Source organism: Catalinimonas alkaloidigena (assembly GCF_029504655.1).
GTDB lineage: Bacteria > Bacteroidota > Bacteroidia > Cytophagales > Cyclobacteriaceae > Catalinimonas > Catalinimonas alkaloidigena.
In genome coordinates, this window is the sequence record NZ_JAQFIL010000001.1 from 6873076 (window position 1) to 6897372 (window position 24297).

Genomic DNA, 24297 nt, shown 5'->3' on the forward strand with positions numbered 1-24297 from the left:
CCTTATATTAGGCATTTCCAGTTAAATTATCATCTCTCTGATGAAGAAGTTACCACGCTCAATCTTTTGTGCAGATAGTAAAATAAACCCAAAGTCAGCAGAAATGAGCCTATGACCAAAGGAAGGTAGATCGCCAGGTTATGCCCAACATATTGCCACCAGCTAAAATTACTTTCTGCAGGATTGCCTATTAATAGTGAAGCTCCATAACTGAAAATCGTTCCTGTAATAAACAGTAGTATAGTGGGATACAATGAGCGGGTTTTCCAATAAACCCAGCCCTGTATCAGACTGATCAAAAAGAAAAATAGGGGTAACTGAAAGCCTACACATGCACAAAAAAAACTGCTCCAGAGGATGGCTTTGAGCGGAGTGGTGGTCATCAGTAAACCTTTCAGAATAATCCCTCTGAACAGTAATTCAAAGAGGATTATATTGACACAGGCAGCTAAAATCATCAGCACAGGACTGGCATTTTTGATCTTTTCCATATGATCTGCCATAGCTTCCTCCGGAAGAATAGAGATCATAGCGACAGGGTCTAGCCAAAACTGACTTAAAACAGCAATCAATACCCCTATTCCATACACATAAGCCGGTACAGCGCGGAAAGAAAAGACTGGAGCGCTGATTTGTGTTTGCCTGATTTCTCTGATAGCGTATGCAATTACAGCTCCGAATACAAGCAAATTACTTAGGGTGATTATCAATGGATAGTATTGCTCCATAAACAGGTTACGATGTGCTTCACCTCCTCCTTCAATAATACCAACAGCGGTCAACACACCCAATACGATCATGACACCTACACTCCACAATATTACTAATCCTACTATCATGATCATCAAACCTAAGCTTTGTCTGAAATCAGGATAAAAGATTTTTTTGTCTTCCAGAAGTTCTTGTGTTTTCATCTCGGTAGTTTTTAGTTCATCTTCCTGCAGACTATCAAATACATGTGCAAAAGCGGAATCAAAGCTCCCTCCTCCTTTCATCTCTTCTTCAATAGCCACACAAAAATGATCCAGTAGATCTTCTAGTAGCTCAGGAGTTTCCACCCCTTTCTGACTGATCTTTTCTTTGATGCTTCTTACCTGTGCTTTATTGAGCAACGCTAGATCGTCAGGCATTTTTGTAATCCGGGTTTGAGATCCAGCAGTGATTTCATAGTTGTCAGATAATCCGCAAATTCTTTGAGCTTTTCCCGGGCTGTCTCATTTCCCTGCTCAGTCAGCGAATAGTAGATACGTACCCGCTTTCCAACGTTTTCTTTTTCAGTGGTCAGTTCACCACTGGCTTTGAGCTTGTGCAATACCGGATAGATGGCTGCTAAAGTCAGCATCACTTTCCCTTCGGTAGCTTCTTTGATGGATTGCGTAATCTGGTATCCGTACATGCGCTTGTTGTCGGATAATAATTTTAAAATGAGGGGCGTAACAGTACCTTTGATCAGTTCTTGTGAATACATAAGACAATTATATATAAAACTATAATATATTGCAATCTTATATATAATATTTTTTTCATATCCTCATCATTTCGCTTATTCTCCTGCTTTAATATCATTGTTCATAGTGCCTACTACAATCTAAATCATATGACCTATCGTATCACTTTACTTCTTTGCCTGATTGTATCCATATCTATTCAGGCGCAGACTATTTCAGAAAATCACATCGCTGAATTAGCATTTTCATCAGAGCGACCCAGCCAGTTAGATTTCTTTCAGCAATCCTGAGTAGAGGAAGGTAAAATTCATTATGTCGTTTCTATGATTGTGTAGCGGGGAGAAATGTCCATTATCAGGCGTATGGCTGGAGAAAGTAATAATTGTCTTATCAAAAAGGCTGTTTATGTATTTTCAAAGCCCCGCAGCAATGTAGCCAGTTGATTTCTGTTTCTTACCTCCGTTTTCTGATAAATGCGGTGGGTGTGGTCTTTAATGGTTTGCACGGTGACAAACAGGCAATCAGCGATTTCACGATTGGTTTTGCCTTTGTAGATCTCAAGAATAACCTCTTCCTCGCGGGCGGTGATCCCGTATTTTTCCACAAAATCCTCAAAAGAAATCGCTTTTTGACGCTCTCTTTTTGGTCCGGGAAAATCTCCTACATAAACAAAGTATACTCCCAGACCTGTGTTTACCAGAAAGAAAAGAAAAATATAGCCCAGCTCCCATACAGCCTGATTTAATAAATTGAAAATTAATGGCAGTTGGACAATGGCCGATAAAAGAAGAATAAGGATCAGCAGAATTTTAAGTCTGGTTTTAAAATAATGGATCGGGAAAAATACTAACTGAAGCATTGAAAATAACACTACTGCTATTATCAAGAGGGCAAACAATTGCTCCGTATGCTGCAACACATCAAAGTGCTGGTCTAAGAGAAAAGGCAAAACGATCAGCAGCACTGCCAGCATACTACCCATTATGATCAGGGGTATGGATTTCTTTTTCAGCAGCCGCAGTCCCCATACGATCAGCATAATCAAACCAATCAGCAGAAAAGGGGTGCTGATGAGCGTTAAAAAATTAGAGATTTTAGAGATAAAGGCCTTGTCTTCCATGGGAAACAGCAGGCGGATAAATACATCACTCCACATGACATAGTAAGCAAAAGCATACATCATGATCAGGTAATACTGCAGGAAGCGAACTGTCGGAAGGTTTTCTTTTTCCTTCTGCCGAAAGAATACCAGCACTCCTCCTACGGTAAGGCCAAGGCAGAAGAAAAAACAGATCCAGATCAGCAGTCGCTGAAGTTCCATGCGATTGAATGTATTGGTTAGCCTAAAAATAGCTTTTCTCAGCCTTTTAGCCCTACTACTAAAGTATTGATTTACCAATTCACTACTAAAGTAGCTATGCTGCTATGCAGGTTTTTCTTTCATTTGGGTATGTTCTTTTCAACAATAACCCATACAAGATGAACGATATAGATCAAACAATTCCGAATCCCAGCTGGAAGGGAAGCCTCTCTTACGGCTGGGCAACTATGAAAAAATATTTTCTTCCTTTCTTCCTGATCGTTATAGTGCTGGCCATAGTGGATGCGCCAATGGAAATGGTAAGGAATAATATCTCTGATCATCCCGATGAGTGGAATCCTGATATGTTTTGGCCGATAGGCTTTGAAATTCTGGGCCTGGCTTACTGGCTTTTATTTGTTCCGGTCATTGGCTTTGGGGCAGACCTACTGTTCGTTCAGGCAGTACGTAATCAACGTATAGATGTCAGAAACATCATCATTGGCTTTAATAATTTTGTAACCATTGTACTCGTAAACCTGCTGGCCACAGCCCTGGTGGGCATGGCACTGATAGCCTTTATCATACCGGGTATTATCGTAGCATGTCGCCTGGTATTTGTTTCTTACCTGGTGATGGATAAAGATCTGGATCCTATTGCAGCAGTAGAAACCAGTTGGAAGATGACCCGAACATACGGATGGAAAATATTCGCGTTAGGCTTCACCTCCATCTTTATCTTTTTTGGCGGACTTCTGCTTTTCTTTGTAGGGGTAATACCCGCAATCATGTGGATCAAAGCTTCTTTCGCTTCTATGTATGAGGCGGTATTGCAGGAGACCGACGATAGCCTTTTCCTTATCCAGGAGACGAATCAGCCCGAACAAAATGGCTAAAGTGAGCTCAAAGTTTATAACAGTGCTTTGAGCTTCCAGGCATTCCTTACTGCATTGCCTCCGCCATCATTATTAAAGTAGACAAATACTTCTTTGCCCTGGTACTGCCACTCCCTGATGCGGTCAGCCCACCAGCTCAAATCCTGATCTGAGTAGGAGCCTCCGTACAGATGATGATGGTCCGGGCCATGCAAACGTACATACACAAAGGGTGCGGTAGTCTTGAGGATGCAGGGCAGATAAGCCCCACTCATGATGCAGTAAGCTACCTGATGCTGTTCCAGCAATTGAAACACTTCTTCTCTGTGCCAGCTGGGATGGCGTAATTCCACGGCAGTACGCATCCACCAGGGTAGCTTGTCCAGAAAAAAGGCCAGTCGGTCGTAATCATATGCCATCAGCGGAGAAAGTTGAACTAAAAAAATTCCTCGCTTTTCCAAAAGTCCATGCCAGCCTGCCTGTATGGTTTGCAGCCATTTTTCCGGTCCGTATAACTTTTTAGCGTGAGTAAGCCCCCGGGGAGCTTTTACAGTCATCAGAAAGCCTTCCGGTAACCTTTTCCTCCAGCTTTTGAAGGTGTTTACTTTAGGCCAGCGATAGTAGCTACTGTTGAGTTCCACCGACTGGAAGTGCTGTAAATAGTAGGATAAACGCTCATAAGGAGGTGTATCGGGGGGATATAACACATTTTCCCAATGATTGTAACTCCAGCCCGAAGTGCCTATATGAATACTCATAGTTTATGCTTGTTACCCTGATTATTTCTCTATCTTGGGTAAGCAAAAACATACGATGCATGTTTGAATAAACCGAAAAAATGAGTTTGCTGACTTTAAGGAAGTTATTATTCTGACGACAATGAAATCAGGTTATTCTCCCCTTTCTGTGCCAGCTTATCTCCTACTTTCTCCTGATAAAATTCTTCTATCAGCACCCGGTCCTGCTGATCATAGCAATCCAAATCACCTGCCCTGATATAAGCTATAAGCTTGTTCGCCTCTGATCTCGGCATCACATCCAGACTACCTGCCTGATGAGACTTTTCCCGCGCTATCCAGTACCTGTAGTCCGTAAACTCTCCCTGCTGGTCGATGTACTGTCGGCTTCTGTGGTCATACTGGTAGTTTCTTGATTCCGGAACCCTCAGTACAACGAAGTCTCTGACCGGTATCACTTCAAAAAGCGCTTTGCCTTGTAGATTAGGTCTGTCCAGTTTTACAAACTCTCGATGGATCAGCATGCCATTATCAAAAAAACGCAGCCCTACAATACGACTGATGTGGTAGGTTTTGACCTGGTGTGTGTCATTTCCTTTAAAGAAGACTACATCCAGACTGGGGTAGTAGCTGGTTAACCCTTCTACTGCTTCTTTATTCTCAAGGACAATACTGCCTTTGCTCCAGTACAATTGATGTAGCTTCGGGACCTGCCCTATTACAATAAAGGCCCAGCCCGTCATAATGACCGTTAGTAGAATTCTTTTCATCTCTTTTTGTGGATTTACTGAAATACAATTCTTATAACGAAATGATGTTTTGATTAGTTATGTAGTAATAAAATATTGTTTTGTTTAAATAATTATTAACAATATAAACAATTCCTTATATAAGCATTTACTTCAATAAATTTTCAAAAAGCCAGGAATTATAGCTAAAAGTTGACAATTAATGGAGTGAATAAGAAGTACCACCAATTCAAATATTCTTTAATTGTTACAACAATTCCTTTCTTTGGCCATATTTTATATGCACTAAACCACTGGAAAAGCTTTTATTTCATGTAAGCATTTACACAGAAAAGGGTGTTTTCAAGCGAGCCTAGTCAAGCCGAGCTCGTTGCTTTCTTTTCCTGAACACTCGTTCAAACACGAAAACCAGAGGGCCAAGCAGAAAATAGACCATACCTGCCAGTATCGCCAGCCAGGGGATTGATGAAAACGTAGCGCCAAAAGCGATAACAATTGATATCAATGCTACGCTACATTGTATAAAACACAGCATCATAAGTAAGCAGGTCTTTTCTTCCTCTTCCGGACTTAAAGCCAATGCTTCCCTGTTCTTATATGCATGGCGGTAAAAAAATGCAAAGCTCAGCATCAGCGCCAGGTAACCGCCACTATAAATCATCATAATGAAGGGAAGCTTTTCCCAGCTACTCACTTCTGTCACCAGATATATGAACGCCTGTTGATCATAGTCAAAACCAAAAGTCATCAGAAACAGATACTTCAGGTACCCTAACATAAAGCTGATGATAAACTTGAGGGGATAGACAAAGAATAAAACCACCACCAAAAGCCAGGTATTGATGATTGTAGTCGTTTTGTCCCGCAAACCATAGCGGAGAAAGTAAAGGTAATGACTATACCAGATGACAATAAGTATGATGGTACTCAGGGCGAAAGAAAGAAAATCTTTGGCGAATAAGACTAGTTCGTCCCCAGTTTTGGGCGTCTCCAGAGAAACCAACAATAAAGTAATGGCTAGCGCGAAAACACCATCGCTCAACTGCTCCAGGCGGGAAGATTCGGTCCCTCTTTGAGAAAATATATAATCAGCTGTTTTGCTTTGTTTGTTTCTCAGCCAGGCTCTCATGGTAATTTTATTTTTTGCGGCGCTCTACAATTTAGTGATGTCCCAGCTTTTTTTCAGGCATATACCGCTTATTCCATCTTTTTAGTAAGCGGACAAAACAAATAGCTGCTACCAGCATTACGCCAAAAGTAGACAAGCTTAACATACCATAAAAAGGTGTCTCAGGAATACGGGTAAGGGTTTCAGAAACAAATGCAGCGAACAAACCGATCACTGACCAGTACATAAAAGAATAATGCAGCCCCAGCCACTTGCCTTTAGGCTTTTTGGTGATTACTGGTATCATGCCCGCCAATAAAGTTAAAAAGCCTGCAACTGCTGCTATATGAAAAATACCAAATCCTCCGAACAGCCGATAAATGAAAAATGAGGTAAGGAAAACGATTAGCATATGGATAGTATAAAAGTACCCAATCTGCTTATGCAGCTTAGTGCCTTTCTTTATCCACATGAGCTGGGTGCCGCTGGCCAGAGCCAAAATGGAAGCCATCAAATGTACGAAGCCTATCCAATCGTGAAATAAAGTATGCATAGCCTAGCTATTTTTGTTTGATTGATCTATGTAGGTCTGGAGGGCATTCACATACTCTTCAAATGCCCTTACGCCTTCTTTTGTGATGCTGCAACGGGTAAGTGGGTAGTTATCTTTGAATGATTTTTTTACCGCTATGTATCCTGCTTCTTTTAGCTTGTTGATCTGTACGCTGAGATTACCTGCAGTAGCACCTGTTTTTTCTTTGATATAGGTAAACTCTGCATCTTCCACACCCACCAGCAGCGAGATTACTGCCAACCTGAGTTGTGAGTGCAGCAGAGGGTTTAACTTTTTAAAATCAGTCATGCTCCTCTACTTTTTGATAAGATAACCGGGAATCAGGTAGGCTACTAAAGTGGTCAAAGCCAACAGCAATAACTGAACAGGAAAGCTGACAAAAAAAGCAGCGAGTGCTATGCACCAGCTAATTATTCCGCCGATCTTCAGTGGTTTGAACTTGAAAATTACTCCTGACAAATAAGTCCCGATGCCGTACAGTAAGATTATATAAGGGTATGCAGCCTGCCATCCAGTTACGAATCCTGCGCTGAGTAAACTGATCACAATCCCTGCCGAGATGGCAATCCACAAATTAATGATAAAAGTATCAACGTAAGTACGTACTCTATACTTTTTATGAGCTTTTCTGGATCTATATACTGTGCCCGCTGCCCCCACAATCATGAGTAACCATACGCTATAAGGATGCTCATATGAGGTATATAACAATGCAAAATGTGCCAGACTGGCAATCAGAACCAGCCATCCCCATAGTAAAAAATAAAAACTATCGTTGCGGATTTCCTGCTTTGCATTGGCAATCATTTCCTGAATTATATTCCATGATTCTGCTTCGGTGAACGTTTGTTTTGCCATGAGTATACTTTTTTAGTACTGTTATAAACTAGTTTACGATATAAACTAAATTATGTTGTGAAATTAATCTTATCGTAATGGTCGATAGTGTTACACTTCTAAGCGCTATAGTTGAAAAAAAACCATGACATCAAGAATTATCGCACTTCAACACTATTCTTTTTCTGCCGTACAATAAAACTGTGCCTTATAACGACATTAAATCAAATGGACGCGATATCAATTACATCATTAGCCGATAGACGGAATCTTGAAATAGAACGTACTGTGCACAAAGAGCGAGGACGTTTGCTCAACTTTATCCGTCAGCGGGTACCTGACCGTGACGACGCAGAAGATATCCTACAGGATGTTTTCTTTCAGTTCACCCAGGCATACCGCACGATAGAATCCATAGAAAGGGTAACCGGCTGGTTATTTCGGGTGACCCGTAATAAGATTGCCGATCTCTATCGTAAAAAGAAACCTGAAACTTTCAGTCAGCTTCGTCCCCGTGATGCGGAAGACGATGAAGCCCTGGGACTGGAAGAATTGCTTCCGGATATGAACATAGACCCGGAAGATACGATGATGCGTAATATCATCTGGGAAGCGCTGGAGGTTGCACTGGCAGAAATGCCCGAAACACAGAGAGAAGTATTTGTGATGCATGAATTTGAAGACATCAGCTTTCGTGAAATGTCAAAAATGACCGGTGACTCCATCAATACACTTCTATCACGCAAGCGTTATGCGGTGCAGTTTTTAAGAAAAAAGTTGAAAGACATTTATAACGATCTCTAGCCATGAAGTTCAAATGGATCTTAAAGTTTGTATTCTTTGCGATAGCCATAGCCTTGGTCTTCAGCTTAGCAGTAATGCTGCTTTGGAACTGGCTGGTGCCCGAAATTTTTGATGGCCCGCAAATTAATTTTATACAGGCCGTAGGCTTATTGGCTTTGGCTAAAATTTTGGTAGGCTTTGGCCGGGGGGGCTGGGGTGGCGGTCATCGTTATCGCCGTCAGGCCTGGAAAAAGAAATTTAACCGTAAATGGGAGCAGATGACACCTGAAGAAAAAGAGAAATTTAAAAACAGCTTCTGGGGCCGTTGTCATCAGCATAAAGACAAAGAAAAAATGGAACCGGCATAAGTGGATGGAACAAGGCGCCTTGAGCGCCTTATCTGTTTGTGCTTCTCATTTTTCCTGTATTCCTCAATCAGCATTTTATCGCTTTACTTGCTGCAAAGCTTATTATACTGTACGGGGCTTTAGTTTGTATTTACGCTGAAAATAAGCAATCACAAAACTTCCCACGACGGTGGGCAGTAGCCACGCGATATAAACGGGATCAGTTTCAATATTAGTTACCAGAAAAGCCGTGAATGTAGCAATATAGGCTCCGGATATACGTCCGATATGATACAGCAGCCATTTGTTAGCATTCATACTTATGCTGCCTGAGTAGATTTGAATATCTCTGAAGATAAATACAAATAAAGTAAGTGAAAAGACCAATACTACCGGCATAAACCCTTGCAAACCTCCACCCGGCATAGTAAATAATTTTAGCAACATATAGGCTGCCATCACTGCAGAAAAAACGATCAGTATCCAATCCAGTTTCTTAGACTGATTCCGCTGCTTCTTAGCCAGACCACGATAACCACTTACGGTCATATAAAGCGTAAATACCCCTACCATGAAAAGGAAAGGGTTGAAACGTATCAAGGCCAGTACGAAGGATGAGAAAGCCACTACCAACATGGCCATCACATATATTTTTCCTGAAACCCGATGTACTTTTCCTCCTTTAGGAGAACTGAAGGCGAAAACACCTACTACTAATGCCGTAAAACCAGCGGCGATATGGAGCAGCAGGCAGATAGTGCGAAATATTTCCATGATATTATTGTTAAAATGTTACCCGTTGTTTCTTATCAGCCCGATTCCCAGGCTCAGTAACGAGATTAAGAGAACAATGGCACCCACATACAGAAGCCAGATCAATGGGGTAGGTTTGGTGACTTGTTTTCCTGCCGCAGCTCCAAAAAAGCCTCCTGAAATCAAAATGGCAGAAAGAGGAAAGCCTATGCGTACCCACCATTCCAAGGCTTTGGGGAGTGCTGCATAATCCACCAGAATTTGTGCTATCAGTGACAAGATCACGATTACTCCGGCATGAGCATGCCCGGCGCGAAACATAGATTTTTGGAATGTATTCAGGCCCATTTCCGTATGTTTCCCCGCCAAAAGCTGTAAAAGAAAGTAACCTCCGTATTGAATGGTCGGGACGGTTAACAAAATGATACCGCACATTAATTTGGTGATGTATGTCATATCACTGTCTTTTAAGATTTCACTTCTTACTTTTTTTATGACAGCAATGTATTTGGTACAGCATAAACTTACTATTCTTATTGGATGAGCAGGAAAAGAAAGGGGACCAACGGGAAAATTGACAGATAAACAGTTTACTAATATTTAAAATTATACATTTATCCATATGCAACCACCAGCCTGGCTTGATCGCATGGAGTACCCTTTTTCGCCTCACTGGATTGACCTTCCGGCAGGGCGTATGCATTATGTAGATGAAGGCAGCGGTGAGACCATAGTAATGCTACACGGCAATCCTAACTGGTCTTTTGCTTACCGAAAACAGATTAAAGCTTTAGACAATAATTATCGTTGCATAGCCCCCGATCTTATCGGTTTTGGGCTTTCTGACAAACCTCAGGATTGGTCTTATCTGCCTGCAGACCATGCCCGGCAGTTTGAATTGTTTATTTGTAAACTTCGTCTTCGCAACATCACCCTCGTGTTGAATGACTGGGGAGGTCCTATCGGACTATATTATGCCCTACGGTACCCGGAAAATGTAAAGCGCCTGGTGCTTATGAACACCTGGATGTGGCCAGTGGATGACGACTGGTACTACTGTGCTTTCAGCGGGTTTATGGGAAGCGCAATGGGTAAATGGCTGATTAGGCGTTTTGACTTTTTCAATCGTGTCATTGTGCCTGCTGTTGTAGGTAATAAAGAAGCTTTCACCAAAGACATATGGAAACATTATCGTGCCCCTCTTAAAAAAAGGACAGATAGAAAAGGCAACTGGGTTTTTCCCGGGCAAATTACTGGATCAACCAATTGGTTACGACAACTTTGGGAACAGCGAAATAAAATTAAAGATAAGCCTACTTTACTTTTTTGGGGCATGAAAGACATTGGCTTTCGCGAAAAAGAACTAAAGCGCTGGGAAAAACTGCTGACTGATAAGCATGTCATCCGAGTCGCCAATAGCGGCCACTTTCCCCAGGAAGAAGCCAGTGAGCAATTGGTCAAAGCCTTGAGCGCTTTTGTAGGTAAATCCTAACCCACTAACCAAGACCAAGAGAAAACAAAGATACTGATTTATAAGCAGTGCATATCTTGCTTAGCAAATTTCTCCCCTATTTCATGGAAAAGATGAACATATATGGCTTTTCCAAATTATGTAATTGAGTATAAAGTATATGCTCCTTGATTTTGCTTTACTTTTTAACCTGATTCTCTATGAAAGAATGGATTTTTTCTTCTTTTGATGTGCTGCTGCCTACCGTAGTTTCTACAGTCTTGGTATATGCTCTGGTGATCATTTATACTCGCATATTTGGCTTGCGCAGCTTCTCCAAAATGTCAGCTTTTGACTTTGCCATGACTGTAGCAGTGGGTACTTTATTATCTTCTACCATCATCAACAAAAGTCCCAGCGTAGTGCAGAGCGCAGTGGCCTTGCTAAGTCTGTATTTTTTGCAACTCATTGTAGCAGTACTCAGGCAGAGGCTAAGCTGGTTTAACAATGCTGTAGACAACCAGCCGCTCTTGCTCATGGATGGCCCAAATATTTTACATGAAAACCTACGAAAGGCACAGCTCAGCGAAGACGACCTGCGCTCCAAACTCCGGGAAGCCAATGTGCTTAACTATCAACAGGTAAAAGCAGTGGTTTTTGAAACTACCGGTGATGTATCAGTCCTCCATACCGGAGAAGACGCCCAACTTGATACAGATATTCTGAAAGGAGTGCAGGGGGTTTCTAAGTTAGCATAACTACCGGTGTGTATCTTCATTTTCCAGCATACTGAGGTAGCTATAGTAGCGGCTGCCCGCAATTTTTCCTTCTTCTACGGCATCCATCACCGCACAGCCCGGCTCATGGGTATGGGTACAGTCATGAAACTTGCATTCGCCCAGCAGTTCTCGCATTTCCGGGAAGTAATGGCTAAGCTCACCCTCATTGATGTCCATCAGCCCCAGCTCTTTGATGCCGGGCGTATCTATCACAAAAGTATCTTTCTCTATGGCAAACATCTCAGCATAGGTAGTGGTATGCACGCCCTTGTTGGCAAAGGTAGAAACCTTAGCTGTTTTCTGTTCCAGAGAAGGATCTATCTGATTGAGTAAAGTAGATTTTCCCACTCCCGAATGCCCCGTAATAAGACTGGTTTTGTGCAGCAATGCCTCTTTTACATTTGCTACATCCTGCTGGTCAAAAGCAGAGATTTCCATGCATGGGTATCCGATAGATTCGTACATTTCCATCAGCTCCTTTTGTTGCTGTTGTTGTTCTCTTTCCAGCATGTCTTTTTTATTGAAAACAATCAAGGCAGGGATACGAAAAGAGTCGGCAGATACTAAAAAACGATCAATAAAACCCAGCGATGTGCGAGGCAGTATCAGGGTGGCAAGCAACACTGCCTGGTCAATGTTAGTAGCGATCAGATGACCGTGATGCTTTTTGTGGGTGGATTTTCGGATGATGTAATTTTCTCTTGGGTGGATATCTGTGATCACCGCTGTACCTTCTTCTCCTTCTTCTAATTCCAGTTCCACCTTATCGCCTACCGCAACCGGGTTCGTCACTTTTAGCCCTTTAATTTTGAACTTGCCTCTCAGACGACAGGGATAGACCTGCCCATCTTCAGCTAATACATTGTACCATGATCCGGTTGATTTGATTACTTTACCTTCCAACTCACTTCTTTTTGTTTGCAATATACTCCATAATCAATTTAGTCGCTCCTGTATTTTCCTGTATATAGGCACGGCAGTCAGCAGCCACAGCCTGTCTTTTCTCTTCATGATTAAAGAAGTGCTTAAACTTCATTCTTAGTTCCTTAAAGTCACCTACTGTAAAAGCTACTCCTCGTTTAAGTAAAGCATTGGCTTCATTGACATGTCGGTAGCTTTTATCTCCAAAGAAGATGGGCATACCAAAAGTAGCAGGCTCAAGAATGTTATGCAGACTTTTTCCAAAAGCTCCTCCTACGTAGGCATATTCGCCATAGCGGTACAGTGAGGTAAGCATCCCTACATTATCAATGATCAGTACCCTGTAGTTGGTTATGGTTTCTTTTTTGATTTTTGAATAGCGCACCGTTTTATAAGGTAGCTCTTTTTCTATCCTTAGCAGTACTTCTTCCTCTATATTATGAGGAGCAATGATAAACTTGATATCATCTACCACTTCTTTCATGAAGGGAAGAAGGACCTCCATATCGGCTGACCAACTGCTGCCAATGACCATAGTAGAGCTTTCTCCCTTAAAAGCTGCAGCAAGCTCGTTTTTCGGCACGTGACTGCAGATATCCGCTACCCGGTCAAAGCGGGTATCGCCTGCCAGGCTCACCTTGTTGATGCCAATCTTTTTCAGCAAGTCTACTGTATTTTGGTCTTGCGGAAAGAAGTAGCTCACTTTGCGCAGCATATTTCTATAGAAACTGCCATACCAGCGGAAAGGGGCTGAATTTTCTCTTAGCAAAGTTGATACTGATACGGAAGGGATGTTTCGCTGCTTTAAAACGGATAAATAGCCGTACCAGAATTCGTATTTGATAAAGAATGCTGCCTTTGGTTTTATATAATCCAGAAAGCGTTCGGCATTACGTTTCCCATCCAGCGGCAGGTAACATACCAGGTCCGCTACTTCGTAATTCCTGCGTACTTCATAGCCTGAGGGTGAGAAGAAAGTGAGTACAATCTGTAGCTTAGGGTTTTGTTCTTTCATAGCCTCCATCAGAGGTCGCCCCTGCTCAAATTCACCCAATGAGGCACAATGAAACCAGTACACAGGCTGACGTGGATTTCGGCTTTGGCTAAAGGCTTTGAGCTCGTTAAAAACACCTTTTCTTCCCTTTAAAAACTTCCTGTTACTCGCTGAAAAAGGGTAGCTTATCCATAGTGCCAACCTAATCAGGCTTACTATGATTCTATATGCAAACAATATTTTTGTTTTTTAGTCCGGTTTAGTACTGACGCACATCCATTCCCTTAAGTAGTGAATGATATATACAATTACTTCTTTAAAAATGAAGTAAACGAATTTAGAATTTTACTGTTATGCTTTTTCCACAAAAAAAGCCCTCCCTGAGCGGAAGAGCTTTTCCAGTTCAAGAATTTGTTCTACTTACTTCTTAGAGAGATATTCAGAAACACCTTCTTTTGTAGCCTTCATGGCTTCTTTGCCTTCTTCCCAGTTTGCAGGGCAAACTTCACCATGCTTTTCTACATATTGCAGGGCATCTACCAGGCGAAGTGTTTCGTCAATATTTCTTCCCAGCGGAAGGTCGTTGATGGTTTCGTGTCTTACAGTTCCTTCTTTGTCTATCAGGAACGTTCCACGATAAGCTACCGGCAGACCTTCAAAAATTAGCTCACCTTCATCGTCGTAATCGTATTCACCGGCCAGCACGCCAAATTTTCTGGCGACTATTTTGGCAGCGTCAGCGACAACAGGGTAAGTTACACCCTCAATACCACCCTCCTCCTGAGGAGTCATCATCCAGGCCAGGTGTGTTTCTTCGGTATCGCAAGAGCAGCCTACTACCGCTACATCGCGCTTCTCAAATTCTGCCAGTTTTTCCTGAAAAGCCAGGATTTCTGTAGGACATACAAAGGTGAAATCTTTAGGGTAGAAGAAAAACGCAACGTATTTATTGCCGATATACTGATCAAGTGAAAAGTTCTCAACGATTTCCTCACCATTGACAACCGCCGGTGCATTGATCAAAGGAGCTTTTTTTCCTACTAATGACATAGATAAAATTTAATTAAAAATGAATATTTGGTTTTACTTTATTTAGAATCAATTGCTGATCTCTATTTCCTGTGCAGGATCTTCTTTTAAGCCGTTGATCTGCACATGAATGTTTTTGATCTTAAGATTTCTGATATTTTTCTTTTCAAAGTACTGCTGAATCAGCTGGTCCAGTTCCTCATCATGATAATCAATGATCTCCTGGGTATTGCTGCAATAAATGTGGCTATGCTGCTCCATATTTACATCGTAGCGCATAAAACCTGCATCAGAAGCCACCTTTCCCGCCAACCCACTGCTCACAAAAGTATCCAGCGTTTTGTAGACTGTACCTAAAGAGATACTGGGATTTTGGGGCCGAACCACTTCAAAAATTCTTTCTGCAGTAGGATGCTGGTTCATAGTTTTGAGCAATGCCTGATATACCACCATACGTTGCTGTGTCGCCTTCAGCCCCGCCCCACTCAGTATTTCACGTATGTCTTCCAACTGCTCTTTCATAAAGCTGCAAAGGTATATATTCTATTCAATGGAGAAAATTTCTCAGGTAGAAATTTTTCTGCTTTAGTATTGAATGTTTTCATGCTCTACAAGCAAATCATTAGACCAAATGTTCCTGAAAAGGCTTATTTTTTGAAAATTTCGTATTCTGAATAAATGCTTTGAAGTTTTACGCCTTTTAATGCTATTTTTAGCTACCCCTCTCCTTCTCTTCCCCAGCCGAAAAATTATACATTTTATCTTATTACGAAATAATTCGTAATAAGCTATGGGGAAGAAAAAAAATATCAAACCTTCAGAAAACGAGCTGGCTATTTTGCAAATCCTCTGGGAGAAAGGGCCAAGCACAGTGCGGGAGGTCAACGAACTGCTGAGCGTAGAAAAACCAACCGGCTATACCACTACCCTTAAATTTATGCAGATCATGCACGATAAGGGATTGCTGAGCCGCACGACCGAAGGTGCCAAAGGCCGCTCCCATATTTATAAGGCAGAAGTACAGGAGTCGCAGGTCAATAACCACCTGCTGGACCAGTTTGTCAATCGTGTCTTCAAAGGTTCTACCAGCCAGTTGGTGATGCGGGCGCTGGGTAGAAAAACCCCCTCAGCCGAGGAGATAGAAGAGATCAAAAAGTTTTTGGATAAACTTGATAAAAGTGATGAATCATGAATTTTTTAAGCTACTCTCCACAACTTCAGCGTGCTTCTGAAGCTCTCGGCATCACGCTCCTGCATTCACTCTGGCAGGGAATGCTGCTAATGGTAATACTCTGGTGCCTACTTCGCCTTATCCGTTACGAAAAAGCAAGCTTGCGCTTCATCCTTGCTTTTAGCAGTCTCATGCTCATACTACTTGCCTTCAGCTCTACGCTTTATCATGAATGGGACAGCCTCAAACCTTTACCTGCTGTAAACCAAAGTTTTAGCACCCAGGCCATTGGTCAAGCTATAGAACTGATGGACTTGGAAGTCAGTACTCATTCCAGCCTCTGGGCTCAAATCAAAAGTGAAGTTTATACTTTATTTTATCAACTGGCTGAAAATGCTAGCTTGCTAGCTAGTGCATGGCTTATAGGCAGTCTATTGTTCAGCTTTCGCCTGAGCCTGGGACTATGGCAAATTCATCAACTCAAACAGAAGAAACAGGCTTTACCCGAATTCTGGAAAGCAAAATCATTGGAGTTACAGCAGGTTCTAGGCATTCGTCAAAAAGTTGAAATCAGCACCAATGATACACTGGACAGCCCGCTTACTTTAGGCTGGCTCAAGCCAATGATTCTACTGCCTGCCAGCATGCTTACGGCCATGCCTGCTGAGCAGATAGAAAGCATATTGGTACACGAGCTGGCGCACATCCGTCGGCATGATTATCTGTGGAACCTGCTACAATCTGTAGCCGAAGTTATCCTTTTCTACCATCCGGCATACTGGTACATCGCTTCAGTGCTGGAGCAGGAAAGTGAGCATGCCTGCGATGCGATTACCCTCAAAATCACCGGGCGACCACAGATCTATGCCCAGGCGCTTTTACAGGTGGCTTCTTTACGTACTACTATATCAACGGTTGGGCTTTCTACCCGGGACCGTGGCAAAGGGCGCTCCGGCTTTGCCGAAAGAATTCGCAGAATCGTAGCGCCTCAGCAGAAAAAGAAAGGTGTGCAGCCCCTACCCTTCCTCCTCAGCTTCTGCCTGATCGGTTTTATGCTTTTTGCTTTTACCCTCAAAAATCCTTTTGAGGAGCAAGACCTGCCAGAGCAAGAAACTGAAACAGCAAGGGACACACTTTTGTATGCTCCTTATCTTCAGATCTTTGATGGTTATGGACAGCAGATATTTAATGGTAATGGTGAGTCGGTGGTGAAAAGGGTGATTTTGAAGTAGGTATTTGAATGAATTTTTACGAATTATGTGTTTATTCAAAACGACTTCTTGCTATATGAAAACAATTGTCATTCAGCATTGCATGCCACAAAAGAACCTTATTGGAATTTGCTAAAGGAGTAGCGCGAAGGAAATAAGAGTATATGTTATATGTCATTTTATTATCAAAAATCAGTTCAGTATTATTGATTTAAAAAGTTCCTACTGAATGACATCCGAAGCGTATTTGGTATAAACTATATAGCTGCCTAAAAACGTATTGAAGAGCTTATTTGACCTAAAGCTTCAGGACTTACTTTTACTATGGTTGCAGTTTTATAGATGGTAAAGATGCCTACGGCATGACATACACACACTGGATAAGGGTGAACGAACAATATGAAGCACTCTATTTATAATGCCCCTTCGGCAAATTCCTCAATCTTTCTGCGCTGGACTCAGCGGTGATATCGCGCTGGGGGTCGCCCAGCATTTCGTAGCCCACCATAAATTTTTTGACCGTAGCGGAGCGTAACAGTGGCGGATAAAAGTGATGGTGAAAATGCCATTCCGTGTGCTCCAAGCCATCGGTAGGAGCCTGGTGAATACCCGCGGAATAGGGAAAAGAGGTCTCAAAAAGATTGTCGTACAAAATGGTGAGCTTTTTCAGTATCTCAGCATATGCCAGCTTTTCTTCTCCCGTAAACTGTAATATATTTTGCAGATGACGCTTGCTGATGATCATGGTCTCAAAGGGCCAGACCGCCCAGAAAGGAACTACGGCTACAAAATGCTCATTTTCCAGCACAATGCGTTCCTTTTCTTCCAGTTCCAGCTTCACATAATCTTCCAGCAGACTGCTGCCATTTTTTTGCAGATAATCTCCCTGATGCTTGCCTTCCAGCACCGGCTCCATAGGCACGGTACTTTGTGCCCAGATTTGCCCGTGGGGATGTGGATTGCTACAGCCCATCATCTGTCCTTTGTTCTCAAAAATCTGCACGTAATTGATCTCAGGATGGCTTCCCAACTCCTCAAATTCCTTTTGCCACAGTTCCACTACTTTTACGATTTCAGCAACTTCCATCTGGGGCAGTGTGAGGTCGTGGCGTGGAGAGAAGCAGATTACCCTACATATGCCTTTTTCACTTTGCGCTCTGAGCAGATTGCCTTTCTCTTCACTACCGCCAGGCACATCTTCTTTGAGCGCGGCAAAGTCGTTAGTAAATACAAAAGTACTTTCGTACTGCGGATTTTGCTCACCTCCTGCTCTGCTGTTGCCCGGACAGAGATAACATTTAGGATCATATTCCGGCCGCTTTTCCTCATCCAGCTTCTCTACCTGTCCCTGCCAGGGGCGCTTCATGCGGTGGGGCGAGACCAGTACATGCTCACCAGTGAGCGGATTATACCTTCTATGTGGATGCTCTTTTAAGTCAAAATCCATAGGGCTAATGATTATTGGAGAATGAATAATGATGAATTGCAGTAAACAAAATGGTAGTTGTTTCTAAACCTTTATCATTCTTCATTAGTCATTCTTCATTACTTCTGTTCCGTTGACAATATCGCCGATATACACTTTCAGTTCACGACGAAACTTTTGCTGGTACTCCTGCTCTATGTCCATGGTCATTTCAGCCAGGGCTTCCTCTTTTACCAGATTAATAGTACAACCGCCAAAGCCGCCTCCCATCATGCGGGCTCCCAGCACGTTCTCATCATCGCGGGTCTGTTCTACCAGAAAATCCAGCTCTTCGCAGCTTACTTCATATGCTTTGCTCAGCCCCTCATGCGACTCATACATTTTTTGCCCAAAGCCTGACAAGTCATCATTTTGAAGCAAGCGGCAGGCTTCTTCTACTCTGGCATTTTCTTCAACCACATAACGACAGCGGCGATATACTACTTCATCCATCATAGTACGAAAACGGGTGAGCATATCCATATCCACATCGCGCAGGCTTTTGATATCCAACTCCTGCTCCTTCAGGCGCTGCACACCTTCTTCACACTGCTGCCGGCGGGTATTGTATTCTGAAGAAGCCAGGGAATGACTGATATTGGTATCCAGCAATACTATTTTGTGTCCGCTGATCTTGAAGGGAATCATCTCATACTCCAGGGAGCGGCAATCCAGCTTGATTACCTGATGACGCTGACCAAATAAATTGGCAAACTGGTCCATGATACCGCATTGTACGCCCACATACTCATTCTCTGACTTTTGGGATAGCTTGGCAATACTTAGTCTATCAAGGCCCAATGCAAACACGTGGTTAAGCGCGGTAGCCAGGCCACATTCCAGCGCTGCAGAAGAGGACATCCCTGCTCCTCGAGGAATATCTCCTCCAAATACACAGTCAAAACCTCCTACAGACAGGCCCTGCTTTTGCAGCTGGTCAATAATTCCCAGAATGTAATTGACCCAGGCATGTTCAGAGCGCTGAAAGGCTTCCGGATCAAAGTCTACACTTTCCCGCATATCATATGAATATACCCGGCAACGGGAGTGGTCGTTGGGTGCCAGGGCAAAGATCATGTCCTTGTTGATGGCTGCCGGAAGCACAAAACCCTCATTATAATCAGTATGTTCTCCTATAAGGTTGACCCTGCCCGGGGAACGCACCAGGCTTGGCTCTTTCTCATAGAGTTCTAAAAATTTGTTTCTAATAATGGAAGCATCCATAAAAAATAGGTTACCAATAAATAATATATAAAGCTGCCAAAATACCGATAATTAACAAAGCACCTACATTAAACTTACGGCTGGTTTTGAACAGATCGTAAGAAAGCTCAATAGAATTAGGCTGATCCTTGCCGGATTGTACCAGGCTAATGACGATCATTAAAGTAGCTAGTATCAGGAAAACCACGCCCATCCTGTCAATGAAAGGAAGCTCAGGGAAAAAGAACGCTAATGCAGCCGATAGCGGAATGGTGAGAATAGCGGCAGTAAGTGCGGCATCCGGGGTAGTTTTTTTCCAGAATACGCCAAACACAAAGATCACAAACACGCCGGGCGATACATAGCCGGTGTATTCCTGTATGTACTGAAATACCTGACCCAGTCCTTGTAGGGCTGGAGCTACCAGACAAGCGATAATAAATGAGACTACCACCACGATACGGCCCATGCGTACCAGCGAGTGCTCCGAAGCATTCTTATTAATATAATTACGGTAGATGTCCATAGTAAATATTGTAGAAGTACTGTTTGCCATAGATGCCAGCGACGATACAATGGCAGCGGTAAGCGCGGCAAAAGCTACTCCTTTCATACCATTAGGTAGAAGGCTAAGTAATGATGGGTATGCTCTGTCGGGAACGATAAAGCCAGTATCAGGATCAGTCATAATATTGGTAAAATCACCGCCCATTGCGTCATTCTGAACAATGACAAAGGCAGCAATACCGGGAATAACGACAATCAGAGGAATTAATAATTTCAGTATTCCTGCGAATACTACGCCCCGCTGAGCATGATCCAGGTTCTTAGCTGCCAATGCCCGCTGGGTAATATACTGATTGAACCCCCAGTAACTTAAGTTTACAATCCACATTCCACCAATGAGTACACTTATGCCGGGCAGCATCTGATAGGCATCGGTGGTACCTCCCTGCCCATCGGTGATCATAAAGCCTTCTTCCAGAATCATGTGAAAGTGGTCGGGGGCTTCATTTCGAAGTCGTGCCAAGCCTCCAAATATATCTCCGTCTCCTACAATATCCAGTGCCAGATAAGTCGTAGCCAAACCTCCTAATACCAGGAATATCACCTGTACTACATCCGTCCAGGCTACTGCCATCAATCCACCATAGATAGAGTACAATAAAGCAAATAGCGCCAGGCCTATGATGGCGTAAATCAGATCAACTCCCAGTACGGTCTCTATACTTAAAGCACCCAGGTAGATGACTGAGGTAAGGTTTACAAATACATAGACGAGCAGCCAGAAGATAGCCATAAACGTGCGCACAGTATCATTATATCTGTCTGCCAGAAACTGAGGCATGGTGTAGATTCCCTTCTTGATGTAGATTGGCAGGAAAAATTTACCTACGACCAGCAGGGTGGCGGCCGCCATCCACTCATAAGTTGAGATTGCCAAACCTAGTGCATACCCTGAACCCGACATACCAATAAACTGCTCTGCTGAAATATTGGAAGCGATCAGCGATGCCCCTACTGCCCACCAGGGTAAAGACCGGCTGGCCAGAAAGTAGTCTTGTGAGTCTTTTTCGTGCCCTTTTTTATCTCTTGAAACCCAAAGGCCTAAGCCGATGATAAAGAGGCAGTAGCCAATGAACACTCCAAAGTCTAATGCGGAAAATCCCATGTGCAAATTTGTTAAGTAGTTTGGTTTTTGTTAGTCCGTTCTACAAGTATAATAATTTTAATGTTGTATTACTCGTTTGATGGTTTGCATCATCAGGATTAAACTTTTACTAAAGACAGGAGTGGTATTTACTTGGAGGATGAGGGGACAAAATCAAAGTTTTCTCTCCTGCGTTGTAAAATAATAAGACCGACAAATAATAAGATTCTTTAGCATTTTTGTGAAGTCCTTTGGCAAAGCAAAATCGCCAAGAAGATAGGCTTGTCTAATTATATATCTACAATTTCTGTCAGAGCACCAAAATATTGACAATAATGACAATGCTTTTCCGCCTCATTTGGCTTGTTAACATAGTAGTTCTGCTAAATACGCCTCTCCAGGCTCAGTTGCAGAAAGAATATTACGATAACGGCCAACTAAAATCTTCCGGACAACTTGCTGAAGGCCAGAAAACTGGTGAGTGGTCTTATTACTACCCTGATGGAACTCTTAATGCTATTGAGCATTATCGGGAAGGGCAAATACACGGAGAAATAAAGTACTATGACTTTAATGGGCACCTGGAAGCAATAGAAAACTGGCGGCTGGGCCAGCAGGAAGATAGTTCGTACTATTATTACCCTGACGGGCAAGTGGAGAAGAAGGGTATGTTCAGAGGTGGGCTTTATGAGGGAAAATGGTTTTTTTTCTATGAAGATGGTACTCCCAAGCGTATCGGCTATTATCAGGATGGCTTACCATCAGGAGAGTGGATCTTTTATCAGGAAAATGGTGAACTCCTGCAGGAAGGAACTTTTGAGCAGGGTCAGGAACAAGGAAAGTGGAAATTTTATAACAAAAAAGGGCGCCTGGAGTACATCGGCCAATATACTGAAGGTGAACGCACAGGAGACTGGTACTATGTAGACAAGAAAGGACGAAAAGAGAAGGTTGATTATTGATGAATAAAACTCATCTGTCTCTACTCCAGATTACTTTCAGCTCCCTGATTTTCTTTTCTTCCTCCGGCTCGCAAACGAATACAGCCTCACCTTCACAGTTGTACACAGCCTTACCTGCGCAGGTACAGCACAAAGCTCCGCTCACCTGAATGATAAAAACGCTCTCCCCCTGATAGAGGCCTTGTACTATCTGATATACCTGGCAATAATCACTCCCAGGATTGTTTTTATACTCATCTACAATCTCTTTGAGCCAGGGAAGTTCTTCCAGAGGCTTATCTACCCCACAAGCATTAGAAACAATCACTTCCTCACCATTATCAAAATCAATCTCCTGACAAGCCAAAGTCAACAGTAGAATGGGTAACAGTAGAAAGAGTCTACTCATAGTTTTGTCGTTTTTACCAAGACCCTACTCTACTCACTTTGGTTGGAAGCCTCTTTGTACAAACTTTAAGAAAAGCTAAACTACCTGATCAACAAATAGCATTGGAAATGCGCAAATCTGTCTGATATAGTATTTCTGCACGGTCACCCAGTTTCGTCCAAGTTTTGATAACCTTCAGTTGAAATACATCACCAATACGCTTTAAATATAATGTAACCTCATCCGCTTGATTAGATGAATCAGCTTATTTCAACTATTTGGCAAATCCCCCAATTTAAGAGCATGATATTCCGTATCTGTAACTGTTTCCTGTGATTATTAGTTAAAATTACCTATATTAAAAAAGTTATTCGCTTGAAGCTCTTTGATTCATTTACCTTAATTCTTTTCAGCTATGCCTAAGCCTAATAAAATTATTCCTATCACGCTTAATTCTGACAGCGATCCATTGCAGCAGAAAGCTAAAAGTGATCCAATTCAACAAAAGGGGTTCAAAAGTGACCCTATACAACAAAAAGCTAAAAGTGATCCTATCCAGCAGAGATAAAATTACTGAGAGATTTTTAGGATTAGTATCCATTTCTATTTACCAGGCTTTTTGGCCTGGTTTTTTGCTATATATACTCTCTGAATGCTTACAATGCCCACAGCAGCATCAACAGAAAAAAAACATTTAAGCTAAGCCCTGAGATCATATTTAGCCGCATGGTAGATTTGTAATTCACTTCTGATTTTTCATGGCGAACCTGCCAGTACCAATAAAAGAAATAGGATATAATCGGAAGTAGAAAGATCAGATAAATGAAAGCTTGTGTAAGGCTAAAAAAGTATCTGTAGTACAGAAAGAACCCTATAGCCGAAAAGGCGAAAACAATAGCAGTAAAATGAAAAGTACCGATAACTCCCAGTTTGTAACTTAACGTAATATCTCCCCGCCTGACATCTTCTTCATGCTGGTAGATCTGGGTCATAGGGTAAGAGCCCCAAAGCATCAGGCTGCTTAGTAAGGCCGGCAGTACATATTGTAAAACCCATACCTCATTAATTTCTACATCATGAATACTCATATAAGCCATGAGCCAGGTGAAGCACCCCTGAAAGAAACCGGCAATAAACCAACTAGCTGTCGCATGTTTCTTTAACCTTACTGAAGGGTGACTATAAGCCTTGCTCACCAGGCCGTAGATTAATAGCATCAGCGCAAACTGCCAGTTGATAAGCAAGCCTAATAAGATGGCAAGTAAGTCCAGCAAAAGCGCTACCCAGTATAAGTCTTTGCTTACCAAAGGTGGTTTTTCCAGCCCTCCTATGCTTCCTTCGTCTTTATCAAAATAGCTGTTGTACCCATTACTGGCCGGATACAATAAGAAATGAATTATAAAAAAGACCAGAAAAGTACGAGGCCAATCTTCCGGTACATCTACACTGAGCGCAAAAAGAAAAATTGGAAGAAGAAATACAGAAAAAGGGAGGCGCAGATGCAGTAGTGTAGACTTGGTGATCATATAGTAAATTTACCAATTGAGCAAACAATAAAAACCCGCTACAGTTATCAAGCATTA

The 24297-nt window shown here is 42.4% G+C and carries 29 protein-coding genes; 9 read left to right on the plus strand and 20 right to left on the minus strand.

Features of this window, described 5'->3' with window-relative positions; translation table 11 throughout:
• Positions 1 to 29: 29 nt before the first annotated feature.
• From OKW21_RS27830 to OKW21_RS27840, 3 genes are all read right to left on the minus strand, one after another.
• Positions 30 to 1130: a CPBP family intramembrane glutamic endopeptidase gene (locus tag OKW21_RS27830; protein ID WP_277486130.1), complete on the minus strand. Its 1101-nt coding sequence runs from the start codon at positions 1128 to 1130 to the stop codon at positions 30 to 32.
• Entirely contained in the window at positions 1115 to 1468 is a 354-nt protein-coding gene (locus OKW21_RS27835) for a PadR family transcriptional regulator (protein WP_277486135.1), read from the minus strand. The genes OKW21_RS27830 and OKW21_RS27835 overlap by 16 nt, the downstream gene beginning before the upstream one ends.
• Before the next feature lie 383 nt (positions 1469 to 1851).
• The gene (locus tag OKW21_RS27840; protein WP_277486139.1) at positions 1852 to 2769 is read right to left on the minus strand and encodes a response regulator transcription factor; all 918 of its coding nucleotides are present in this window, start codon (positions 2767 to 2769) and stop codon (positions 1852 to 1854) included.
• 158 nt (positions 2770 to 2927) lie between these two features.
• On the opposite strand from OKW21_RS27840, the gene OKW21_RS27845 reads away from it, so the two are divergent.
• Positions 2928 to 3644, plus strand: a complete 717-nt coding sequence (locus OKW21_RS27845) for a hypothetical protein (protein WP_277486141.1) — start codon at positions 2928 to 2930, stop codon at positions 3642 to 3644.
• Between the two features lie 14 nt (positions 3645 to 3658).
• Here OKW21_RS27845 and OKW21_RS27850 read toward each other — a convergent pair whose 3' ends face one another.
• The 6 genes from OKW21_RS27850 to OKW21_RS27875 all read right to left on the minus strand — a co-directional run bounded on the left by OKW21_RS27850 (position 3659) and on the right by OKW21_RS27875 (position 7649).
• The gene (locus OKW21_RS27850) at positions 3659 to 4381 is read right to left on the minus strand and encodes a DUF72 domain-containing protein (protein ID WP_277486143.1); all 723 of its coding nucleotides are present in this window, start codon (positions 4379 to 4381) and stop codon (positions 3659 to 3661) included.
• A gap of 107 nt (positions 4382 to 4488) precedes the next feature.
• Positions 4489 to 5130: a hypothetical protein gene (locus OKW21_RS27855; RefSeq protein WP_277486145.1), complete on the minus strand. Its 642-nt coding sequence runs from the start codon at positions 5128 to 5130 to the stop codon at positions 4489 to 4491.
• Positions 5131 to 5461: 331 nt separating this feature from the next.
• Positions 5462 to 6238 carry a TMEM175 family protein gene (locus OKW21_RS27860; protein WP_277486147.1) on the minus strand — a complete coding sequence of 259 codons (777 nt, stop codon included), beginning with the start codon at positions 6236 to 6238 and terminating at the stop codon, positions 5462 to 5464.
• 31 nt (positions 6239 to 6269) lie between these two features.
• Positions 6270 to 6770 carry a DUF2306 domain-containing protein gene (locus OKW21_RS27865; protein ID WP_277486149.1) on the minus strand — a complete coding sequence of 167 codons (501 nt, stop codon included), beginning with the start codon at positions 6768 to 6770 and terminating at the stop codon, positions 6270 to 6272.
• Between the two features lie 3 nt (positions 6771 to 6773).
• Positions 6774 to 7079, minus strand: a complete 306-nt coding sequence (locus OKW21_RS27870; RefSeq protein ID WP_277486152.1) for a winged helix-turn-helix domain-containing protein — start codon at positions 7077 to 7079, stop codon at positions 6774 to 6776.
• Between the two features lie 6 nt (positions 7080 to 7085).
• Positions 7086 to 7649, minus strand: a complete 564-nt coding sequence (locus OKW21_RS27875) for a hypothetical protein (RefSeq protein ID WP_277486153.1) — start codon at positions 7647 to 7649, stop codon at positions 7086 to 7088.
• A 207-nt stretch (positions 7650 to 7856) separates the two neighbouring features.
• On the opposite strand from OKW21_RS27875, the gene OKW21_RS27880 reads away from it, so the two are divergent.
• Together OKW21_RS27880 and OKW21_RS27885 are read left to right on the plus strand one after the other, a co-directional pair.
• A complete protein-coding gene (locus OKW21_RS27880) occupies positions 7857 to 8432 on the plus strand; it encodes an RNA polymerase sigma factor (RefSeq protein WP_277486154.1) in 576 nt (191 codons plus the stop codon).
• A 2-nt stretch (positions 8433 to 8434) separates the two neighbouring features.
• On the plus strand, positions 8435 to 8779 hold the full coding sequence (locus OKW21_RS27885; RefSeq protein WP_277486155.1) for a hypothetical protein: 345 nt from the start codon (positions 8435 to 8437) through the stop codon (positions 8777 to 8779).
• A 102-nt stretch (positions 8780 to 8881) separates the two neighbouring features.
• Here the strand turns inward: OKW21_RS27885 and OKW21_RS27890 are convergent, their stop codons facing one another.
• Complete coding sequence (locus OKW21_RS27890) at positions 8882 to 9532, minus strand: DUF2306 domain-containing protein (RefSeq protein ID WP_277486156.1); 651 nt, start codon at positions 9530 to 9532, stop codon at positions 8882 to 8884.
• A gap of 18 nt (positions 9533 to 9550) precedes the next feature.
• Positions 9551 to 9967: a hypothetical protein gene (locus tag OKW21_RS27895; RefSeq protein ID WP_277486158.1), complete on the minus strand. Its 417-nt coding sequence runs from the start codon at positions 9965 to 9967 to the stop codon at positions 9551 to 9553.
• 166 nt (positions 9968 to 10133) lie between these two features.
• On the opposite strand from OKW21_RS27895, the gene OKW21_RS27900 reads away from it, so the two are divergent.
• Entirely contained in the window at positions 10134 to 11003 is an 870-nt protein-coding gene (locus OKW21_RS27900; RefSeq protein WP_277486161.1) for an alpha/beta fold hydrolase, read from the plus strand.
• Positions 11004 to 11182: 179 nt separating this feature from the next.
• The gene (locus OKW21_RS27905; protein WP_277486165.1) at positions 11183 to 11719 is read left to right on the plus strand and encodes a DUF421 domain-containing protein; all 537 of its coding nucleotides are present in this window, start codon (positions 11183 to 11185) and stop codon (positions 11717 to 11719) included.
• On the opposite strand, the gene rsgA is transcribed toward OKW21_RS27905, so the two are convergent.
• The 4 genes from rsgA to OKW21_RS27925 all read right to left on the minus strand — a co-directional run bounded on the left by rsgA (position 11720) and on the right by OKW21_RS27925 (position 15206).
• Complete coding sequence (rsgA, locus tag OKW21_RS27910) at positions 11720 to 12664, minus strand: ribosome small subunit-dependent GTPase A (protein ID WP_277486167.1); 945 nt, start codon at positions 12662 to 12664, stop codon at positions 11720 to 11722. It abuts the gene before it with no gap.
• Positions 12645 to 13856, minus strand: coding sequence for a 3-deoxy-D-manno-octulosonic acid transferase (locus OKW21_RS27915; RefSeq protein ID WP_277486169.1), 1212 nt, complete (start codon positions 13854 to 13856; stop codon positions 12645 to 12647). Before OKW21_RS27915 ends, rsgA begins: the two co-directional genes overlap by 20 nt.
• A 219-nt stretch (positions 13857 to 14075) precedes the next feature.
• Positions 14076 to 14705, minus strand: coding sequence for a peroxiredoxin (locus OKW21_RS27920; RefSeq protein WP_277486171.1), 630 nt, complete (start codon positions 14703 to 14705; stop codon positions 14076 to 14078).
• A gap of 48 nt (positions 14706 to 14753) precedes the next feature.
• Positions 14754 to 15206 carry a Fur family transcriptional regulator gene (locus OKW21_RS27925; protein WP_277486174.1) on the minus strand — a complete coding sequence of 151 codons (453 nt, stop codon included), beginning with the start codon at positions 15204 to 15206 and terminating at the stop codon, positions 14754 to 14756.
• 268 nt (positions 15207 to 15474) lie between these two features.
• Between OKW21_RS27925 and OKW21_RS27930 the strand changes: the two genes are divergently transcribed.
• On the plus strand, positions 15475 to 15876 hold the full coding sequence (locus OKW21_RS27930) for a BlaI/MecI/CopY family transcriptional regulator (protein WP_277486176.1): 402 nt from the start codon (positions 15475 to 15477) through the stop codon (positions 15874 to 15876).
• Positions 15873 to 17087, plus strand: a complete 1215-nt coding sequence (locus OKW21_RS27935) for a M56 family metallopeptidase (protein ID WP_277486179.1) — start codon at positions 15873 to 15875, stop codon at positions 17085 to 17087. The genes OKW21_RS27930 and OKW21_RS27935 overlap by 4 nt, the downstream gene beginning before the upstream one ends.
• A gap of 388 nt (positions 17088 to 17475) precedes the next feature.
• Here OKW21_RS27935 and OKW21_RS27940 read toward each other — a convergent pair whose 3' ends face one another.
• The 3 genes from OKW21_RS27940 to OKW21_RS27950 form a co-directional block, all read right to left on the minus strand.
• Entirely contained in the window at positions 17476 to 18513 is a 1038-nt protein-coding gene (locus tag OKW21_RS27940) for a UDP-glucose--hexose-1-phosphate uridylyltransferase (RefSeq protein ID WP_277486182.1), read from the minus strand.
• Between the two features lie 84 nt (positions 18514 to 18597).
• Positions 18598 to 19755: a galactokinase gene (locus OKW21_RS27945; protein ID WP_277486185.1), complete on the minus strand. Its 1158-nt coding sequence runs from the start codon at positions 19753 to 19755 to the stop codon at positions 18598 to 18600.
• Positions 19756 to 19765: 10 nt separating this feature from the next.
• The gene (locus OKW21_RS27950; protein ID WP_277486187.1) at positions 19766 to 21406 is read right to left on the minus strand and encodes a sodium/sugar symporter; all 1641 of its coding nucleotides are present in this window, start codon (positions 21404 to 21406) and stop codon (positions 19766 to 19768) included.
• A 314-nt stretch (positions 21407 to 21720) separates the two neighbouring features.
• Here OKW21_RS27950 and OKW21_RS27955 point away from each other — a divergent pair, with 314 nt between their 5' ends.
• Positions 21721 to 22347: a toxin-antitoxin system YwqK family antitoxin gene (locus OKW21_RS27955; protein WP_277486188.1), complete on the plus strand. Its 627-nt coding sequence runs from the start codon at positions 21721 to 21723 to the stop codon at positions 22345 to 22347.
• A gap of 10 nt (positions 22348 to 22357) precedes the next feature.
• Here OKW21_RS27955 and OKW21_RS27960 read toward each other — a convergent pair whose 3' ends face one another.
• Positions 22358 to 22735, minus strand: coding sequence for a hypothetical protein (locus OKW21_RS27960; protein WP_277486191.1), 378 nt, complete (start codon positions 22733 to 22735; stop codon positions 22358 to 22360).
• A 394-nt stretch (positions 22736 to 23129) separates the two neighbouring features.
• Between OKW21_RS27960 and OKW21_RS27965 the strand changes: the two genes are divergently transcribed.
• The gene (locus tag OKW21_RS27965; RefSeq protein ID WP_277486193.1) at positions 23130 to 23282 is read left to right on the plus strand and encodes a hypothetical protein; all 153 of its coding nucleotides are present in this window, start codon (positions 23130 to 23132) and stop codon (positions 23280 to 23282) included.
• A gap of 88 nt (positions 23283 to 23370) precedes the next feature.
• Here the strand turns inward: OKW21_RS27965 and OKW21_RS27970 are convergent, their stop codons facing one another.
• Complete coding sequence (locus OKW21_RS27970; protein WP_277486195.1) at positions 23371 to 24240, minus strand: UbiA family prenyltransferase; 870 nt, start codon at positions 24238 to 24240, stop codon at positions 23371 to 23373.
• Positions 24241 to 24297 lie beyond the last annotated feature (57 nt).

Bases quoted from the DNA above. Each gene is read 5' to 3' on its own strand.
- OKW21_RS27830 (WP_277486130.1), bottom strand. From the start codon at position 1,130: ATGCCTGACGATCTAGCGTTGCTCAATAAAGCACAGGTAAGAAGCATC.
- OKW21_RS27835 (WP_277486135.1), bottom strand. From the start codon at position 1,468: ATGTATTCACAAGAACTGATCAAAGGTACTGTTACGCCCCTCATTTTA.
- OKW21_RS27840 (WP_277486139.1), bottom strand. From the start codon at position 2,769: ATGGAACTTCAGCGACTGCTGATCTGGATCTGTTTTTTCTTCTGCCTT.
- OKW21_RS27845 (WP_277486141.1), top strand. From the start codon at position 2,928: ATGAACGATATAGATCAAACAATTCCGAATCCCAGCTGGAAGGGAAGC.
- OKW21_RS27850 (WP_277486143.1), bottom strand. From the start codon at position 4,381: ATGAGTATTCATATAGGCACTTCGGGCTGGAGTTACAATCATTGGGAA.
- OKW21_RS27855 (WP_277486145.1), bottom strand. From the start codon at position 5,130: ATGAAAAGAATTCTACTAACGGTCATTATGACGGGCTGGGCCTTTATT.
- OKW21_RS27860 (WP_277486147.1), bottom strand. From the start codon at position 6,238: ATGAGAGCCTGGCTGAGAAACAAACAAAGCAAAACAGCTGATTATATA.
- OKW21_RS27865 (WP_277486149.1), bottom strand. From the start codon at position 6,770: ATGCATACTTTATTTCACGATTGGATAGGCTTCGTACATTTGATGGCT.
- OKW21_RS27870 (WP_277486152.1), bottom strand. From the start codon at position 7,079: ATGACTGATTTTAAAAAGTTAAACCCTCTGCTGCACTCACAACTCAGG.
- OKW21_RS27875 (WP_277486153.1), bottom strand. From the start codon at position 7,649: ATGGCAAAACAAACGTTCACCGAAGCAGAATCATGGAATATAATTCAG.
- OKW21_RS27880 (WP_277486154.1), top strand. From the start codon at position 7,857: ATGGACGCGATATCAATTACATCATTAGCCGATAGACGGAATCTTGAA.
- OKW21_RS27885 (WP_277486155.1), top strand. From the start codon at position 8,435: ATGAAGTTCAAATGGATCTTAAAGTTTGTATTCTTTGCGATAGCCATA.
- OKW21_RS27890 (WP_277486156.1), bottom strand. From the start codon at position 9,532: ATGGAAATATTTCGCACTATCTGCCTGCTGCTCCATATCGCCGCTGGT.
- OKW21_RS27895 (WP_277486158.1), bottom strand. From the start codon at position 9,967: ATGACATACATCACCAAATTAATGTGCGGTATCATTTTGTTAACCGTC.
- OKW21_RS27900 (WP_277486161.1), top strand. From the start codon at position 10,134: ATGCAACCACCAGCCTGGCTTGATCGCATGGAGTACCCTTTTTCGCCT.
- OKW21_RS27905 (WP_277486165.1), top strand. From the start codon at position 11,183: ATGAAAGAATGGATTTTTTCTTCTTTTGATGTGCTGCTGCCTACCGTA.
- OKW21_RS27920 (WP_277486171.1), bottom strand. From the start codon at position 14,705: ATGTCATTAGTAGGAAAAAAAGCTCCTTTGATCAATGCACCGGCGGTT.
- OKW21_RS27925 (WP_277486174.1), bottom strand. From the start codon at position 15,206: ATGAAAGAGCAGTTGGAAGACATACGTGAAATACTGAGTGGGGCGGGG.
- OKW21_RS27930 (WP_277486176.1), top strand. From the start codon at position 15,475: ATGGGGAAGAAAAAAAATATCAAACCTTCAGAAAACGAGCTGGCTATT.
- OKW21_RS27935 (WP_277486179.1), top strand. From the start codon at position 15,873: ATGAATTTTTTAAGCTACTCTCCACAACTTCAGCGTGCTTCTGAAGCT.
- OKW21_RS27940 (WP_277486182.1), bottom strand. From the start codon at position 18,513: ATGGATTTTGACTTAAAAGAGCATCCACATAGAAGGTATAATCCGCTC.
- OKW21_RS27945 (WP_277486185.1), bottom strand. From the start codon at position 19,755: ATGGATGCTTCCATTATTAGAAACAAATTTTTAGAACTCTATGAGAAA.
- OKW21_RS27950 (WP_277486187.1), bottom strand. From the start codon at position 21,406: ATGGGATTTTCCGCATTAGACTTTGGAGTGTTCATTGGCTACTGCCTC.
- OKW21_RS27955 (WP_277486188.1), top strand. From the start codon at position 21,721: ATGACAATGCTTTTCCGCCTCATTTGGCTTGTTAACATAGTAGTTCTG.
- OKW21_RS27960 (WP_277486191.1), bottom strand. From the start codon at position 22,735: ATGAGTAGACTCTTTCTACTGTTACCCATTCTACTGTTGACTTTGGCT.
- OKW21_RS27965 (WP_277486193.1), top strand. From the start codon at position 23,130: ATGCCTAAGCCTAATAAAATTATTCCTATCACGCTTAATTCTGACAGC.
- OKW21_RS27970 (WP_277486195.1), bottom strand. From the start codon at position 24,240: ATGATCACCAAGTCTACACTACTGCATCTGCGCCTCCCTTTTTCTGTA.